Here is a 15,025-nt window from a genome sequence, read left to right as displayed (position 1 = left end):
TTTGAGTGTGTTTGGTTTGAAGCGTTGTCGTATGACATGAGGGGCGTGATCGCCAAAAAGATATGTGAGCAACAAAAGCATGGGGTAGTGCGTAATCTCCACTCTTTAAAAGACAGGAGCTTTAGAGGCTTAAAAAATAGTGCTTTAGAGGCTTTATAGATTTTATATTCTTGTAGGTGCTGTCGCAAAATGGGCTTGAGGGTTTTGAGAGCTGTTTCTTTAAAACACGCATGTGAATTGGCAACCCAAGTGTCTTGGATTTGAGTGTGTTTGGTTTGAAGCGTTGTCGTATGACATGAGGGGCGTGATCGCCAAAAAGATATGTGAGCAACAAAAACATGGGGTAGTGCGTAATCTCCACTCTTTAAAAGGCAGGAGCATGAGAGGCTTAAAAGATTTTGCTTTAGAGGCTTTTGAAAGTTGTAAAGCAGAGGGAAATGGTAAGGTTGGAAATTGGTTTTTTACCTTGACAACTTCATGTTCTCTCCAAATGAAGCTGTCTTCCCGTTACAGAAATTACATAAACAGAGAACCGCAATATCCTCTCTCCACTCTGGCATATAATAGCGGTAAAATACTGTTGTTTGAAGTGTGGTCATATAGGGCATACTTCCTTGAAACGTTACAGTATTTTTTTCGGTGTGTGTTGGATATTCTTCAGTGTTTATCTTGCTTGAGATTTAAGGGCATTCCATGAGGAGGAACCCAAAGAAGCCCGCCCAAGATCCCCCAATATCTCCCAAGAGTCTCCAAGGGTTTTTGTGCTTTTATAAACGGACATGGTGTTTAAAAATGGGTGTTTAAAAATGGGTGTTTAGAATCTTTATCCTTTAAGAGCGGGGAGGCCAAGTCAACATCATCTTATAAAACTGCAATTGATGCACAATATCTATATTTATTTTAAAGAAATATCTCTTAAATAACGGCTCTCATTTATTTTACGATGGCACCCAGTGGTATGATGGTAAAGCTTTTATATTCCAAAGGCATTACATGAAAGGCTGAGAGGATAGGAGCTTGCTTTAAGAGAGGGAGAGGCTTTATTGTTTCGTGACTATTTGTTTACAGTTTAGTACAGGTTTTTAGAATCTACGTCTTTTTAGGGGGAAAGGGGCATTAAAAAACCCCGTTTTTAACAGGGTTTTTTAATCGTTCAATTTTTCTACAAAACTTAGAATTTATAAGCGATACCAAAGCGAACATCATGCGTTTGAGAAGAGATTTTAAGGTTATCGTTTGCAAATTTCTTTTTAAAAAAATCTGAATAACGATATTCTGTACGCATGATGATATTATCTGTCATTGCAAGATCAAAACCACCACCAACAGTGTAACCAAACATTGTTTTTGTCTCATCTAACACATTGCCAGAAGCAAAAATTGTCGAATCTTCTTGCGATTTTGATAAAAGTGACATGATATATTGCATCTGTCTATAGGCTATACCCCCTGCAATATAAGGCATAAGACGATGGGAAGCAAAACCAATACGCGCGCGCGTGGCACCAGACCACGTTTCTTTCAATGTTACACTGCTAACAACAATGTCACCATAGTTGGATATCGTTTCACCCTGAGCTGCAGGTTTTATGATAGGAATCCCAGCTTTTTTAAAGGCAATGTTAATGGAGTTTGATTCATCTAGAATTTTCTTTCCATTGTCTGTTTGGGTGCTTTTCCTTCCAGACCAGACCATATCGGTATCAAAACCGAAAACAAGATCTCCCAGATCAATATTAGAACCTGCATACAAACCTGCTCTCAATCCTGATAGTTTCGGTGATAAATCTCTATCAACCCAAGCCCATTTTCCGTCCCTAGCTTCTTGTGCGTAATTTAGAGTATTTTTATTGGAAAAATATCCAATTTGTCCTCCAAAATAAAAACCAGACCAAGAAAAAGGCGCAGAAACAGTAACCGGTGAAATACGTGACGATGAAACATCTTGCAATGAAACCTTCGGTTCTGATTGCTTAAAGATTACCGTATCTGCTGCTTGCGCTGTTGAAGCGGTAATGAAGATGAAAATAGATAGTGCAACTAAACATTTTGTTTTCATAAAAACGTCCCCAATTTATTTCAGATACAAATCGTATTATATACAAATTGGTTAAAAAAATCTATACTTAATATCATTATGAAAACTAAAACACTCAAAAACTCTATAATTATCCATATTTAAGCGTTCTTAAAACTTGTTTTCATGCTATTATGCCGGGTTTATATTGATTTTTCAGGATTTTTTTATACGCCTTCAGTGTTCTCTGTGTTTTAGAAAAAATTATAGTATAGTAAATAAGCTTTTTACTTATTAAAAAACATTATTTTATATATATTAAAACACTTTTTGTTATTAAATGTATTATCCATTATGATTGACATCAATGTGCTTACATATTCAATTGATCGTAAAAAATGCATATTGGCACCATCATATTCTTTGCTCGTTTCTGATATTGCATAGCTTTGTATTGCGATAGCCTTTTGAGCACTTGAGGGGATGAGCGACTTTATTTCTTTTTTATCTATATGCCACTTTTGCTTATGATAATCCAAGCGAATAGTTTTGATTGATTGAATGGAATACGAAGAATAAGAAGGAGTAAAGTGCGAGAATCTCAAGTCTCATGAGGTTTCTTATACGTCATGTAAAACGGATAAACTCTCCGTTCCGTTCGCTTAAAGACGGAACGTGGATGAGAGCCTAAAAACTGAATGTCGTTGGCGATTTTAAAGAGATTAGCGCGTGCCATTCAGGTTTTTGTGGAAATGGGTGAGGGCGCTATAATGGGCAAATGCCTCCAATTTCTTGCGAGCTGTCAAGGATATCCCCGTTAGAGAGCTGATTGTTTCAGCAAAGGTCAAAACCTTTCGGTGCATTGAATTTTGTTCCAGCAGCTGTTCCTCTACTGAGCACTCCCATCTTCACGCTTCATAAAGGAGACATTTCTCAATGTTCCTAAATCCATTTCATGACAGCGATTGTGAATGGTATAATAATAAATCTATTGAGCACCTCTTTTACGCTTCATAAAGGAGACATTTCTCAATGTTCCTAAACCCATTTCATGACAGCGATTGTGAATGGTATAATAATAAATCTATTGAGCATCTCTTTTACGCTTCATAAAGGAGCACGCCGGTACCATTACTATATTTGCCAGTTCGTGGGGTTGTTGTGACAGTCCTCTCCACAATGTTGTGACAGAGGCCCCTTTTGTCCGTTGTGACAGTCCTTGGCACTTGAGGTGGTTCATTAGAGGCGTTTGTAGTCCTTATCGGATACAATTTCTATTCATACATTCATTGCGTTTGTGATGTGCAAGTCAGTGATTTTGATTGATGCAACATGGGACCGATTTAAAATGAGAAAATCTTACGGTATTTAGGATTCTCGTTCAATATGGATAACGCTAGATTATCATTATAAATAAACACATTATCTCATTGAGATAAGAGTTATCTACCCAATGTTATCAATAATGATAACATTGTAAAGCGTAACTACGATGAATTCATTAATCTTTTTATACTTCGATTGAAATTATGTCTATTAATACCGATAATACCGATTTTTTTGAGCTAATTCTGTTTGGTTGATAGCTAATAGATTTTCAAAATCAAGACGCGAAGCTAGAATGAAAAACACCTTAAGGTCATATCCATTTAAATCACTTTCTGCCAGTATAGCCATTGGGTGTTGAGCTATGACTATCCATGCCTTTGCAAAACCGTTGTGCCTTTTAAGTACAATATAAGCAACAAAACCACCCATAGCATAAATGCGGATCAGAGCCTAAAATGAACGCTGTGGGTAATTGTTATCGGTCATCATCGGGGTGTTTACACCCCGATCTTTTGACAGAAAGATTTGTTTTAAGATGTTTGCATCTTTTTTAGTGGGTTGTTTATTGGGGAGCAATCATCTTTTTAGGATCAACTAATCGGTCATAATCCTCTACAAAAACACCTGCTTTTAATGCTTCGGTGCGCAAAGTTGTATCATTTTTATGCGCTGCTTTGGCAATTTCAGCAGCTTTTTCATAGCCAATTTCTGGTGCAAGAGCTGTGACTAACATGAGTGAGCGCTCCATGAGTGAGTGAATATGAACACGATTGGCCCGTAATCCTTGAATGCAATGCATATCAAAAGAACGCATGCAATCACCAAGAAGGGTAATTGATTGTAAAACGTTATAGCCAATAACAGGTTTATAAACGTTGAGTTCAAAATGTCCTTGGCTTGCGGCAAAGGTTACGCTGGTGTGATTACCAAAAACTTGGCATGCGACCATGGTTAAGGCTTCACATTGCGTGGGGTTGACTTTGCCGGGCATAATAGAAGATCCGGGTTCATTTTCAGGAAGACTGAGTTCCCCTAAACCGGAACGTGGACCAGAGCCTAAAAACCGAATGTCATTGGCAATTTTAAACAGATCAGCAGCGAGAGCATTCAAGCTCCCGTGGAAATGCGCAAGGGCGCCATGATGGGCAAGTGCTTCAAATTTATTGCTGGCAGTTTGGAACGTTATTTCTGTGAGAGTGCTCACTGTTTGCGCAAAAGCAACGTCAAAACCTTTTGGCGCATTCAGCCCTGTGCCAACAGCCGTACCACCTTGAGCAAGCATTTGGACATCGGTTAGAGCATTTTCAATACGCTGAAAATTGGCTTCTAATGCGGCACGATAGCCTGAAAATTCTTGCCCTAAGGTTAAAGGGGTTGCATCTTGCGTATGGGTGCGGCCGATTTTAATGATATCTGCAAATTCTTGCTCTTTTTGTTTTAATGTCGCAATAAGAGCTTCAAGGATTGGCAGTAAGTGTTGGCGTGTTTGCAACGTGGTGGCAATGTGAAGCGCCGTGGGAAAGGAATCGTTCGATGATTGGCTCATGTTGACATGGTCATTGGGATGAACTGGTTTTTTGCTTCCAAGTTTTCCTCCCAAAATCTTACTAGCACGATTAGCAATGACTTCATTGACATTCATATTGCTTTGTGTGCCAGAACCTGTTTGCCAGACGGACAGTGGAAAATGCGTATCAAAATCGCCAGCAAGCACTTCATCAGCGGCGGCAATAATTGCTTTTCCAATATTTTCTGGTAGTTTTCCTTTGCCCATATTTACAATCGCTGCTGCTTTTTTGACAAGGACTAAGGCATAGATGATGGCAAGAGGCTGCTTTTCACTGCCAATATTAAAATTATGCAGAGAACGTTCAGTTTGTGCGCCCCAATAACGATCTTGACGTACCGAAATCGTTCCAAAGCTATCCGTTTCCTGACGTGTTTCAACCATGATAAGATCCTTTTTTGTTCACGGGTTCTCAAAAAAGATAGATAACGCGAAAGTGCAATAAGAGGCAAGACTTTGAAGCTTCATTTAGAGAAATTATTTTTATGGCTATTCTTGACATTGAGAGATGCCGATTTTATATCTAACACATGCTAGCACTCGTAATTTGAGAGTGCTAGCAAGAACTTTTAAGATTAATTCAATTATGTTCAGTTTTAAGGATTTAAAACATGGCTAATATACAATTCCGCCCACTTCACGACCGTGTCGTTGTCCGTCGGGTTGAATCTGAAAATAAAACGGCTGGTGGGATTATCATCCCTGATACAGCAAAAGAAAAACCCCAAGAAGGCGAAGTGATTGCTGTTGGCAATGGCGCTCTCGATGATAACGGAAAGCGCGTGCCTTTAGAAGTCAAAACAGGAGACCGTATTTTGTTTGGAAAATGGTCTGGAACTGAAGTCAAGATTAATGGGGAAGATCTCCTCATCATGAAAGAATCTGACATTATGGGAATTATGGGCTAATTGAAGCACTTAGTTTTTCATTGTGTACTATTTTGAGAAAACTCCAAGGAGAAATTAAATGGCTGCTAAAGAAGTCAAATTTGGCCGTGAAGCGCGTGAGCGTTTGTTGCGCGGTGTCGACATCCTTGCTAATGCTGTTAAGGTGACACTCGGCCCTAAAGGTCGCAATGTGGTGATTGATAAATCATTCGGTGCACCTCGCATCACAAAAGATGGTGTATCCGTTGCAAAGGAAATCGAACTGGAAGATAAGTTCGAAAATATGGGTGCACAAATGTTGCGCGAAGTTGCTTCTAAAACCAATGATATCGCTGGTGATGGAACAACAACAGCAACTGTTTTAGGACAAGCTATTGTGCAAGAAGGTGTTAAAGCTGTTGCTGCGGGCATGAACCCAATGGATCTTAAACGTGGGATTGATGCTGCTGTTGAAGAAGTGGTGGCAAACCTCTTCAAAAAAGCAAAAAAAATTCAAACTTCAGCAGAAATTGCACAGGTGGGAACAATTTCCGCTAATGGCGCTGCTGAAATCGGTAAAATGATCGCTGATGCTATGGAAAAAGTGGGCAATGAAGGCGTCATTACCGTGGAAGAAGCTAAAACCGCTGAAACGGAATTAGAAGTCGTTGAAGGAATGCAATTTGACCGTGGGTATCTTTCCCCTTATTTTGTCACAAATGCTGAGAAAATGGTCGCTGATCTTGATGATCCTTACATTCTCATTCACGAAAAGAAATTGTCTAATTTGCAATCTCTTCTTCCTGTGCTTGAAGCTGTTGTTCAGTCTGGAAAACCACTTCTCATTATCGCTGAAGATGTGGAAGGTGAAGCTTTGGCAACGCTCGTTGTCAACAAATTGCGTGGTGGTTTGAAAATTGCTGCTGTAAAAGCTCCTGGATTTGGTGACCGTCGTAAAGCAATGTTAGAGGATATCGCTATCTTGACATCCGGACAGGTTATTTCTGAAGATGTGGGCATTAAACTTGAAAATGTCACTTTGGATATGCTTGGACGTGCAAAGAAAGTGAATATTTCTAAAGAAAACACCACCATTATTGATGGTGCTGGACAAAAGAGCGAAATTACTGCTCGCGTCAATCAAATCAAGGCTCAGATTGAAGAAACAACTTCTGACTATGACCGTGAAAAATTGCAAGAAAGACTTGCTAAACTCGCTGGTGGTGTTGCTGTTATCCGTGTGGGTGGTGCAACAGAAGTTGAAGTGAAAGAAAAGAAAGACCGTGTTGATGATGCTTTGAATGCAACACGTGCTGCTGTTGAAGAAGGTATTGTTGCTGGTGGTGGTACCGCATTGTTGCGTGCAGCAAATGCGTTGACCGTTAAGGGAAGTAATCCTGACCAAGAAGCTGGTATTAGTATCGTTCGTCGTGCTCTACAAGCACCAGCGCGCCAGATTGCAAGCAATGCTGGTGAAGAAGCCGCTATTATTGTGGGCAAAGTGCTGGAAAATAATGCTGACACTTATGGTTACAATACCGCAACTGGTGAATTCGGTGATTTGATTGCTTTGGGAATTGTTGATCCTGTGAAAGTTGTGCGTTCTGCTCTTCAGAATGCGGCTTCAATTGCGAGCCTTCTGATCACAACAGAAGCAATGGTTGCTGAAGTTCCAAAGAAAGATACACCAATGCCTCCGATGCCTGCTGGCGGAATGGGTGGAATGGGCGGAATGGATTTCTAAGCTCTTATTCCATAGAAGTAATAAAGAAACGGGTCTTCTGGGCCCGTTTTTTTTTATGCTTTTTCATGTTTTCCAACCGGTGAATTTGGTGATTTGATTGCTTTCAAGAATTGTTGATCCTGTGAAAGTTTTTGCGTTCTGCTCTTCAGAATGCGGCTTCAATTGCGAGCCTTCTGATCACAACAGAAGCAATGGTTGCTGAAGTTCCAAAGAAAGATACACCAATGCCTCCGATGCCTGCTGGCGGAATGGGTGGAATGGGTGGAATGGATTTCTAAGCTCTTTTCCATAGACGTAATAAAGAAACGGGTCTTCTGTGCCCGTTTTTTTTATGCTTTTTCACGTTTCATACAGTTTTTCCTTTTATGATAGTTTCTTTATCTTATAGGATTGTTCTATTCTCCTTTGGTTGATCTACCGTTATTGTGAATGAATTTCACTCTTAATCCATAGCTTTTTCTCTTGTTTTTATGAAATGTTTCTATTGTGCGGGGATCGTGGTTTCCTTTGAAAATATTGTGCTAATAAAAATATAACTATTTGATTTATAATCATTTATTCCTAATACAGTTCTGTTTTTTTTATTTCAGGTTTATGCATGCATCGTTAAAAAATCCTGTGTTTGTGCTTCATAAGGTGAGAGGTCACTACGGTTTTTATGAACCAACGCAATCATTAAAAGTCAGTAGTTAAAAAGAGTCAGTAGTTAAGAGTTAGTACCTATTGAGCGTTGGAAAGACAGAGTTGAAAAGAGCATGATGGGGCTGGTTTGTTTTTTATGAATAAGATGCTGGTATTTCAAGCTTTTGCATAGGAGAATAAGCATCTCTCTGTTTCGTTGATCTCTGAAATGGGGAGACTGCTCCATTTGAGAAGCTTAAAGACAAAAGCTAATTTTTCGCCTTGCTCTCATCTTTTCTTCGGTAAGCTCATCACCTAAATTGGAGCCAAACCCATGTTGTTATACTCAAGTTCTGTTTGTTGCCTATATTGTGACAGAAAATTCTTGAGTGGGGAGCAATTTTTGAACTAAGGGGACCATGACAGGTAGCCGAAAAAAATCATTACGAGACAGTAGGCGCGCTTGTTTTAGAATTTTTAATGCTTCTGATGATAAAGGCACGCGAAATTCTGTTGTAGCCTCATGCCTTCTTTTCATATTTTCGAGCCAAGGATTTTCCATATATTCTCTTCAACTTGACCTTTATGCATAGAACATAAGGGAATTGAGAGGGTGGAAATTGAGAGGCAGGGAATTGAGAGGCAGGGAATTGGGAGGGGGAAATTGGGAGGCAGGGTATTGGGAGGCAGGGCATTGGGAGGCAGGGAATTGGGAGGCAGGGTATTGGGAGGCAGGGAATTGAGAGGGTGGAAATTGAGAGGCAGGGAATTGGGAGGGGGAAATTGGGAGGCAGGGTATTGGGAGGCAGGGTATTGGGAGGGTGGAAATTGAGAGGGTGGAAATTGAGAGGCAGGGAATTGGGAGGGGGAAATTGGGAGGCAGGGTATTGGGAGGCAGGGCATTGGGAGGCAGGGCATTGGGAGGCAGGGCATTGAGAGGGTGGGAGGAGCCGGCTTGCTTTTTTATTCAACGTAAAGATGAGAGGTTTTATGTAAGGCTACCATTACATTGCTTGTTTATGCGCTTCTTTAAAAGAAATGTCTTTTAATACAAATTCTTGGCAATGCTATTTATGAAGAGTATAAAATCATTTGGATATCAATAGATTATTAAAAAAATGTATGTTGGTATGATCCTTTTCTTATGTTACCAAAGTTGCTGACTTACGCGTTGGTTAAAAATCTCTCTTCATGCCCTTAAATTCATTTCATGAAAGTGTTTGTGAAGAGCGCGACGTTTGTGAGGCGTGTAAAAACTTCTCGTGAGACATGAAAAATCATCAATAAAACTCCATGTTTTCAAAAAATAACGAATGGCTTTTTATATTTAAAAGATTTAACACGTCTCACGTTTTTTGTTTATTTTAGAGCTGAATATTCGATTTTTGTGTAAAAATACTTCCCAGCACATCTATGATCCGTGAAAAATCAAGTGCTAATAAGAAAATGATGAATATAATCCACTTCGTATAGCGTGACATCATTTTTACACTTTTATACGTTGTGATGATTTCTTGTAGGATTTCTTTTTCCTTTTCTGTAAGCTCTGTTTGTTTTTCTGTTTTTTTTCTAGCCATGTTTCCACCCACACAAGCCTTCCCCTTGTTTGTTATGCTTTAAAATATCTCTTGCGAGATTTGAACTGATGATATTGAGATCTTTTTTGTCTAAATAAATGGGCATCCAACCAACGCAAGAAAAAGGCTCATTGATTGTTTTTATCGCGCAACCAGTGAGTAAGAGCAGCGCGTACATCAGCATCACTTTTTTGATTAATTTCATTTTCCACCTCTAGCCGTGTTGTTGATGACTTTAGCGTTTTTTCTATTTGCTTTTGTTGTTCAACCTTCTTTCCAAGAGTGAAAGCTTTTGCTAAAGCGATAAAAAAAGCGGTCAGAGCCGCTCCTGTTATCATCAGATTTTTTTTCAACCACCACATCATAAGCGCTGCTCCCGAAACCGTTTTGCCACAAAGAAAATGCCAACGCAGGCGGCTAAAACCATAATGGTTGCTAATGCCCATTGGATAGGACCATTGCCTGCCAATAAGCCCCCAAGTCCAGAAAAAGAACCAATAATCGGTGTAAGCGCTTCTGCTTTGAAAAATCCCATTGGAGCTTGCGTTTCTACAGTTTGGTAGTTGGGAGAAACATAAGCCCCTTTTGCCCATAATCCCGATTCTGCTGCACGACGGTGCACTAAACCGTGAAGACGTTTTCCTCCTGCTTTAGTCCACTTTTGTAACTCAGAAGGGACGGCTTCATATTCGCCATTATTGAGCTTTTTTAGAAGGGTCGAATTACAAAAAGCCGATGTTCCTATATTATAGCAAAACGATACGAGCGCGGCGAATTGTTCATCCGTTAAAGAAACCGTCACATGTTTTTCAACGGTATTTTCAAATTGTCTTAAATCTTGAGAAAGAACTTCTTCTGCTTGTTTTTCAGTAATGATCATGCCCTTGTGAACGAACGGTTTGCCAGCCGCGCTGGTATGACCATAGCCAATTGTCCACACCCCGATGGCATCTTTATAGGCTTGTAAACGCAATCCTTCCCATTGTTTAATGAGCGCAAGCCCTGCTTTAGATATTTTTCTCATTTGCTTCTCCATAAAATAAAGCCTCACGTTAACGTGAGGCTGGTTGACAGATTAAAAATGAATTTTTTCACGCTTCAAAAACAGAAGAGATGTGAAACTTTTATGAAATCAAAAGGTTGGTTGTGACATCTTAGGGAATGGGGGAATGGTTGGCCAAGAGGGATAATGGCTGGGCAAGTGGAATAATGGTTGGGCAAGAGGAGTAATAGTTGGGCAAGTGGGATAATGGTTGGCCAAGAGGGATAATGGTTGGGCTGGTGTTTTCCGTTAAGAGAGGTTGTTGATTTTAAGAGCTTGTCCTGGTGTTTTTGATGGAGCCTTCTTGGGGTGCGGGAAGCTGTTTAGTTGATGCACGATAAGTGTGGTCTATTGCGGTTGTGTTCGTCGTATGGCATTGATGTGGGGGGCTTGAGATACGAAGTGGACACTTTCAGAAAAACAAGACATATGCTTTTACTGAAGACGAAAGCATTAAATATTTTATGTATCAAACGTTTTGCTTATCCAAAGAGTCTCATTGTTACACAGAGCTTTGGGCTAACAAGAGCTGTGGAATTTTGATATAATTTTAAGAGGGGCTGGTTTTTATAGGACAATGGTGCTTTTTCCCTTTAAGAGAAAAGTTGTTTGCTATTTTTGTTTTATGAGCGCAAAAGCTGGTTTGCTTAGAGAAATCTTAGCCGTAAAGCAGCCTCTCTTCGTTCTTTGATGAATAGGAATATGGAAAAAGCCTCACTTACATCATTAGAGATTTGTATTCTGTGGCTCTTTTTCTGTGTTGTGAAACGGAAACAGTTTTTCCTTCTGTTGCTACCAAGCTTCTCTCAAACCTCTCGTTTAGGGTTTCGCCTTTTTTGTTTACTTTCTCCTGTGCTGCTTCTGGATTGGCTTTTAGATATTCCCCAAGACGTCTTCTGCCTTGCACGTGTTTGTATAAACGAGCTGGAAGATATGGATCTAATTTTTCAGCAGGTAAAGGCGTGTCTGGTTCACATAACACACCCTTAATATTATCTTTGTGTAGTCTTTCTAATTTTTGAGCTTCGAGATAAAGCTTTTTGGCAAGGCTTAAGCTGAACATCCCACATTCAGAGGAGCTTCGTTGAATATCCATTTCTACCATGGCAAAATGAATATTCGGAAATTGGTGATGTTCAATGGATTGTCGCGTTCTTAATGCAAGTAATGCGGGAAGCGTGTCACGCAGTGAGGTAGGTTCTAAAAATATCAGAGATGTTTTATTATCAATGGTTTGATGATCGACAACCGCAAAATGAATTCCCCTATCTTGTGCGTTAACGATCAGCCTAGAAGATTTTATGCCCTTTTCGAGCGTTTCTTTGAGTGCAAGGGCAAAGCCGTCAGGGGGGCTTGTAAGTTTGAGATTCATCTCTGGATATTTACGATTTGCTTGATCGACCAAGGCTGGCATCATGTACAGATCTAGAATATCATAATAATTTTTGATCCAACTGCCATCGGCATTATGCTTTTCTAAACCGGCAATAATATCTTTTAATTCCGCACGATTAAAAGGGGTGTTTTTTATTTTTTCAATGTTAAGCCGTTCTAAATGTGCAGTAAGAGTGTCTAATGATGCATTTGCATGCGCCCCTTCAGGTGCACTGGCCCCTTCTGGGGTTTGTGAGGAATGTGGTGGGGGAGAATCTTGTGGCTTCATAATCTTAGCCTCTATGTTGATGATCGATAAGTGATACTATCTTCTTCAATTCTGGCTAAACAATGTTTTGAAAAACAAGCCTTTGCATCTTGAAAGGTGAGGCGATGAGAGCATAATAATGCCGTTTTCATATTTTTATGCGTGTATTGCTCATCATTGCTGTGATGTATGATATTGGTATTTTATGGGGGGATTATTAGGGCGTTCTATTGGGAGCCCTTATTGAATACCACTTGTTTTGAAAATCTCAAAATTATGGGGCTGTTGGTGATGCAAATTGTGTAATGCAAAAGAAAACAGTCAGAAAAAGACGAAAGATACCTTCAAACCGTAAAGTTTTAAACATTGTCGCGAAACACACTGTTTTATAACAGTCTATGATAACTTATAACAGTCTATAATAATGCGAAAATTTTATGATGAAATCTGGACGCAGAAAACCCCTTACCGCACCCATCATTAAATACGATTTTTCATATTCTGTCAACCGCAAAACGATTATTTTTCCTCCTTTATCGCGGGAAAAATCTACAGAAAAAAGCTCATTCATTGGCTATGCAGCAAAATATCTTGTTTTAATGGAAAAGTTTTTGATGTGGCAAAAAACATTTTCTCCTTTGAGAAAGGAGGGGACAAGATGAAGGGAGAATTGTGGTTTTGAAATCCGTGGTATTTTATTGATGGAATTGGGAAGGCGGTGGTTGGAAGGTGTTGCGGGGCAAAGCTTTAGGTGTTGGCGATTTGTGGGGGTGATTGGGGCTATGCTGGCTGTCGTATTAGTGGTGATGTGATGGGGGGAGGGTTATCGGTGCAGTTGTTGATGAGGGAGGAGATTGTTGGTAGGGGCTTTTTCTTTCGTTTAAGGGATGATGCTTTTAATTGTGTCAAAAATCAACGGGTTGTTTTAATGATAAGCTATTTATTTATAGTGGATATTTTATCGTTATTTAGTCTTGAATGAGAAACCCAGATTATGCTGAAATAAAAGCCATAGTTTTTGTCCGTCATAAGATCAGGAAAGCCATATGGAATTGTACAAGAAAAGACGTAAAATGACGATAATGAATTGTCTGAAGAGCTAAGGATGTCGCGATATTGGGTGAAGTGTATGATGAGGGTGGTTTGTTACAATGGGGGTAGAGGGAAGAATGTTGCTGTTTTTTAAAGAGGGGGCAATATTTATCCTGTCCATGCCGTGAATATGCCGTGAAATATTGTCCTTTGAGGCATGGATTAAGTGAGGCACTGGTAGGTATAAGGTTAAGTCTCTTTGACAGTTGAAGTATTTTTTTTAAAGGGCGTGGTGGATATTTTTAAGCTTGTTAACCCATGAAATTCTATGAAAGGGCATGCTCAGTGGATCTCAAGTGTCACTTGCCAAAGGGGGACTTTATAAAGGCGCTGGTTATAAAGAGGCATGTTATAAAAGGAGGGGGAGAATCTTTATCCTGTGAGGGGGAGGAAATGATGGGTGTTTTAGCCAAGGCTCTTTTGGGTAGAACTGTCAAAATGTTTATAAAGGGCATCAAGAATAATACGCAACGAACCAACAAGATTAGGCAGCGGTTGATCTTCTATAACAAGATAGTGTAATGCCGCATGAAAGTTGTGTTGACGATGTAGATATTGTGCTTCTTTAATCGCTTCTTGCATAGCTTCATAGTGTTCCGTTGCTCTTTGGACCCATTGCTTTTTTGCTTTCTCATCTGATGCGCTGTGCGTAAAACCATCATAATAACCGTTTGGTAAACCTTTTGCACATAAATAGTCGTTTCTAATTTGCAAGTATTGTTGCGCCGTGTCATATTGCTCTTTACTGATGCCTGATGAAGCCTCTTTATAGCCAAGCAAACAAAGACGCCCAATATAGGTTCCGACAAGCGGATTTTTCGCTTCTTCGAAGCTTAAACCAAAGTGTTTTGCACGCATTTCAATCGCAGATTGAAGCGCAGATTCGCTGGAATTTTGGGCACGTGAAATACAGCTATTGGGCTCTCGCTTTCCTGTTATTTTCGATCTACCGCGTTTTTTACGTATTTTCATGAACTTAACCATTTGAATGAAAAAGAAACTGTCTGTTGATGGGGGACAGTGATGTAAAAAGCACTTGGCGCAAATATTGGGGGGAGCAAATACTTAAAAGGAGGAAAATACTTAAAAAGAGGAAAATACTGGGGGAGTGAGCAAATACTGGGAAATATCAGCCGTTGCAGATCAAAAAACAAACGATACTAAAGGCGTTTTAAATGCAAAGAAAAGCAACGGTGTGGGGCGAAAAAATCATCTTTAAGGTGGTTTCTTACCTTTTTTATCTTATCCCTATCAGTCTTATCTTCCGCCCCTGTCATGCTTATTTTTTTATTGCTAGCGGATTATTTGCTTTTTAAATATTTCTTAACTGTTCTTGAGAGATTGAAGGAAAATTTTTGTCAAATGTGAATGAAAAAATAACAATGGATTTCAAGGGCATGTCATCGTCTTTCTAATAGGAAGTTTTTTCTAATGGGATTATTTGTCTCTTTTTTCACGAGCGCTTTGTGGAAATTTTTCAATTCCACTTTTGAAAGGTCATTGTTTTCTTAAGTTGGAAGCTTTTTAT

General features: G+C 39.6%; 12 protein-coding genes and 3 pseudogenes. 5 read left to right on the top strand and 10 right to left on the bottom strand.

The window, feature by feature from the left end:
• Window positions 1-1,171: 1,171 nt before the first annotated feature.
• The 3 genes and pseudogenes from ACFILO_RS04405 to fumC form a co-directional block, all read right to left on the bottom strand.
• Complete coding sequence (locus ACFILO_RS04405) at window positions 1,172-2,059, bottom strand: outer membrane protein (protein ID WP_375677900.1); 888 nt, start codon at window positions 2,057-2,059, stop codon at window positions 1,172-1,174.
• A gap of 628 nt (window positions 2,060-2,687) precedes the next feature.
• A pseudogene (locus ACFILO_RS04400) lies at window positions 2,688-2,905 on the bottom strand (lyase family protein); the annotation flags it as partial.
• Window positions 2,906-3,908: 1,003 nt separating this feature from the next.
• Complete coding sequence (gene fumC, locus ACFILO_RS04395; protein ID WP_375611602.1) at window positions 3,909-5,297, bottom strand: class II fumarate hydratase; 1,389 nt, start codon at window positions 5,295-5,297, stop codon at window positions 3,909-3,911.
• Window positions 5,298-5,524: 227 nt separating this feature from the next.
• Between fumC and groES the strand changes: the two genes are divergently transcribed.
• The 3 genes and pseudogenes from groES to groEL all read left to right on the top strand — a co-directional run.
• Window positions 5,525-5,821 (top strand): co-chaperone GroES, encoded by a 297-nt coding sequence (gene groES / locus ACFILO_RS04390; RefSeq protein ID WP_005774667.1) that lies wholly within the window; start codon window positions 5,525-5,527, stop codon window positions 5,819-5,821.
• Between the two features lie 58 nt (window positions 5,822-5,879).
• Window positions 5,880-7,523, top strand: coding sequence for a chaperonin GroEL (gene groL, locus ACFILO_RS04385; RefSeq protein WP_273790908.1), 1,644 nt, complete (start codon window positions 5,880-5,882; stop codon window positions 7,521-7,523).
• 75 nt (window positions 7,524-7,598) lie between these two features.
• Window positions 7,599-7,801, top strand: a pseudogene (gene groEL, locus ACFILO_RS04380) (chaperonin GroEL); the annotation flags it as partial.
• 776 nt (window positions 7,802-8,577) lie between these two features.
• Here the strand turns inward: groEL and ACFILO_RS04375 are convergent.
• Window positions 8,578-8,747: pseudogene (locus ACFILO_RS04375) on the bottom strand (integrase); the annotation flags it as partial.
• A 10-nt stretch (window positions 8,748-8,757) separates the two neighbouring features.
• Between ACFILO_RS04375 and ACFILO_RS04370 the strand changes: the two are divergent.
• On the top strand, window positions 8,758-8,976 hold the full coding sequence (locus ACFILO_RS04370; protein ID WP_375677907.1) for a hypothetical protein: 219 nt from the start codon (window positions 8,758-8,760) through the stop codon (window positions 8,974-8,976).
• 532 nt (window positions 8,977-9,508) lie between these two features.
• Here ACFILO_RS04370 and ACFILO_RS04365 read toward each other — a convergent pair.
• From ACFILO_RS04365 to ACFILO_RS04345, 5 genes are all read right to left on the bottom strand, one after another.
• A complete protein-coding gene (locus tag ACFILO_RS04365) occupies window positions 9,509-9,721 on the bottom strand; it encodes a hypothetical protein (RefSeq protein ID WP_375617918.1) in 213 nt (70 codons plus the stop codon).
• Entirely contained in the window at window positions 9,714-9,926 is a 213-nt protein-coding gene (locus ACFILO_RS04360) for a hypothetical protein (protein ID WP_273790903.1), read from the bottom strand. Before ACFILO_RS04360 ends, ACFILO_RS04365 begins: the two co-directional genes overlap by 8 nt.
• A complete protein-coding gene (locus tag ACFILO_RS04355) occupies window positions 9,850-10,086 on the bottom strand; it encodes a hypothetical protein (RefSeq protein ID WP_273790902.1) in 237 nt (78 codons plus the stop codon). Before ACFILO_RS04355 ends, ACFILO_RS04360 begins: the two co-directional genes overlap by 77 nt.
• Entirely contained in the window at window positions 10,083-10,745 is a 663-nt protein-coding gene (locus tag ACFILO_RS04350; protein WP_375630096.1) for a lysozyme, read from the bottom strand. The genes ACFILO_RS04355 and ACFILO_RS04350 overlap by 4 nt, the downstream gene beginning before the upstream one ends.
• A gap of 736 nt (window positions 10,746-11,481) precedes the next feature.
• Window positions 11,482-12,426 carry a YopJ/AvrA family T3SS effector serine/threonine acetyltransferase gene (locus tag ACFILO_RS04345; RefSeq protein ID WP_375677899.1) on the bottom strand — a complete coding sequence of 315 codons (945 nt, stop codon included), beginning with the start codon at window positions 12,424-12,426 and terminating at the stop codon, window positions 11,482-11,484.
• 730 nt (window positions 12,427-13,156) lie between these two features.
• Here ACFILO_RS04345 and ACFILO_RS04340 point away from each other — a divergent pair.
• Window positions 13,157-13,387 (top strand): hypothetical protein, encoded by a 231-nt coding sequence (locus tag ACFILO_RS04340; RefSeq protein ID WP_375677898.1) that lies wholly within the window; start codon window positions 13,157-13,159, stop codon window positions 13,385-13,387.
• Between the two features lie 515 nt (window positions 13,388-13,902).
• On the opposite strand, the gene ACFILO_RS04335 is transcribed toward ACFILO_RS04340, so the two are convergent.
• A complete protein-coding gene (locus tag ACFILO_RS04335; protein ID WP_375633370.1) occupies window positions 13,903-14,469 on the bottom strand; it encodes a hypothetical protein in 567 nt (188 codons plus the stop codon).
• Between the last annotated feature and the right edge of the window lie 556 nt (window positions 14,470-15,025).

The sequence above is a fragment of the Bartonella sp. AP72JLCBS genome, from assembly GCF_042195705.1.
GTDB lineage: Bacteria > Pseudomonadota > Alphaproteobacteria > Rhizobiales > Rhizobiaceae > Bartonella.
Note: the sequence above shows the minus strand (reverse complement) of the source record. Positions and strands in the feature narration are given on the sequence as shown.

What these genes read in the sequence shown, in the direction of transcription:
- groL (WP_273790908.1), top strand. Translation starts at nt 5,880, where the DNA reads ATGGCTGCTAAAGAAGTCAAATTTGGCCGTGAAGCGCGTGAGCGTTTG.
- groES (WP_005774667.1), top strand. Translation starts at nt 5,525, where the DNA reads ATGGCTAATATACAATTCCGCCCACTTCACGACCGTGTCGTTGTCCGT.
- ACFILO_RS04405 (WP_375677900.1), bottom strand. Translation starts at nt 2,059, where the DNA reads ATGAAAACAAAATGTTTAGTTGCACTATCTATTTTCATCTTCATTACC.
- ACFILO_RS04365 (WP_375617918.1), bottom strand. Translation starts at nt 9,721, where the DNA reads ATGGCTAGAAAAAAAACAGAAAAACAAACAGAGCTTACAGAAAAGGAA.
- ACFILO_RS04355 (WP_273790902.1), bottom strand. Translation starts at nt 10,086, where the DNA reads ATGATGTGGTGGTTGAAAAAAAATCTGATGATAACAGGAGCGGCTCTG.
- fumC (WP_375611602.1), bottom strand. Translation starts at nt 5,297, where the DNA reads ATGGTTGAAACACGTCAGGAAACGGATAGCTTTGGAACGATTTCGGTA.
- ACFILO_RS04360 (WP_273790903.1), bottom strand. Translation starts at nt 9,926, where the DNA reads ATGAAATTAATCAAAAAAGTGATGCTGATGTACGCGCTGCTCTTACTC.
- ACFILO_RS04345 (WP_375677899.1), bottom strand. Translation starts at nt 12,426, where the DNA reads ATGAAGCCACAAGATTCTCCCCCACCACATTCCTCACAAACCCCAGAA.
- ACFILO_RS04350 (WP_375630096.1), bottom strand. Translation starts at nt 10,745, where the DNA reads ATGAGAAAAATATCTAAAGCAGGGCTTGCGCTCATTAAACAATGGGAA.
- ACFILO_RS04335 (WP_375633370.1), bottom strand. Translation starts at nt 14,469, where the DNA reads ATGAAAATACGTAAAAAACGCGGTAGATCGAAAATAACAGGAAAGCGA.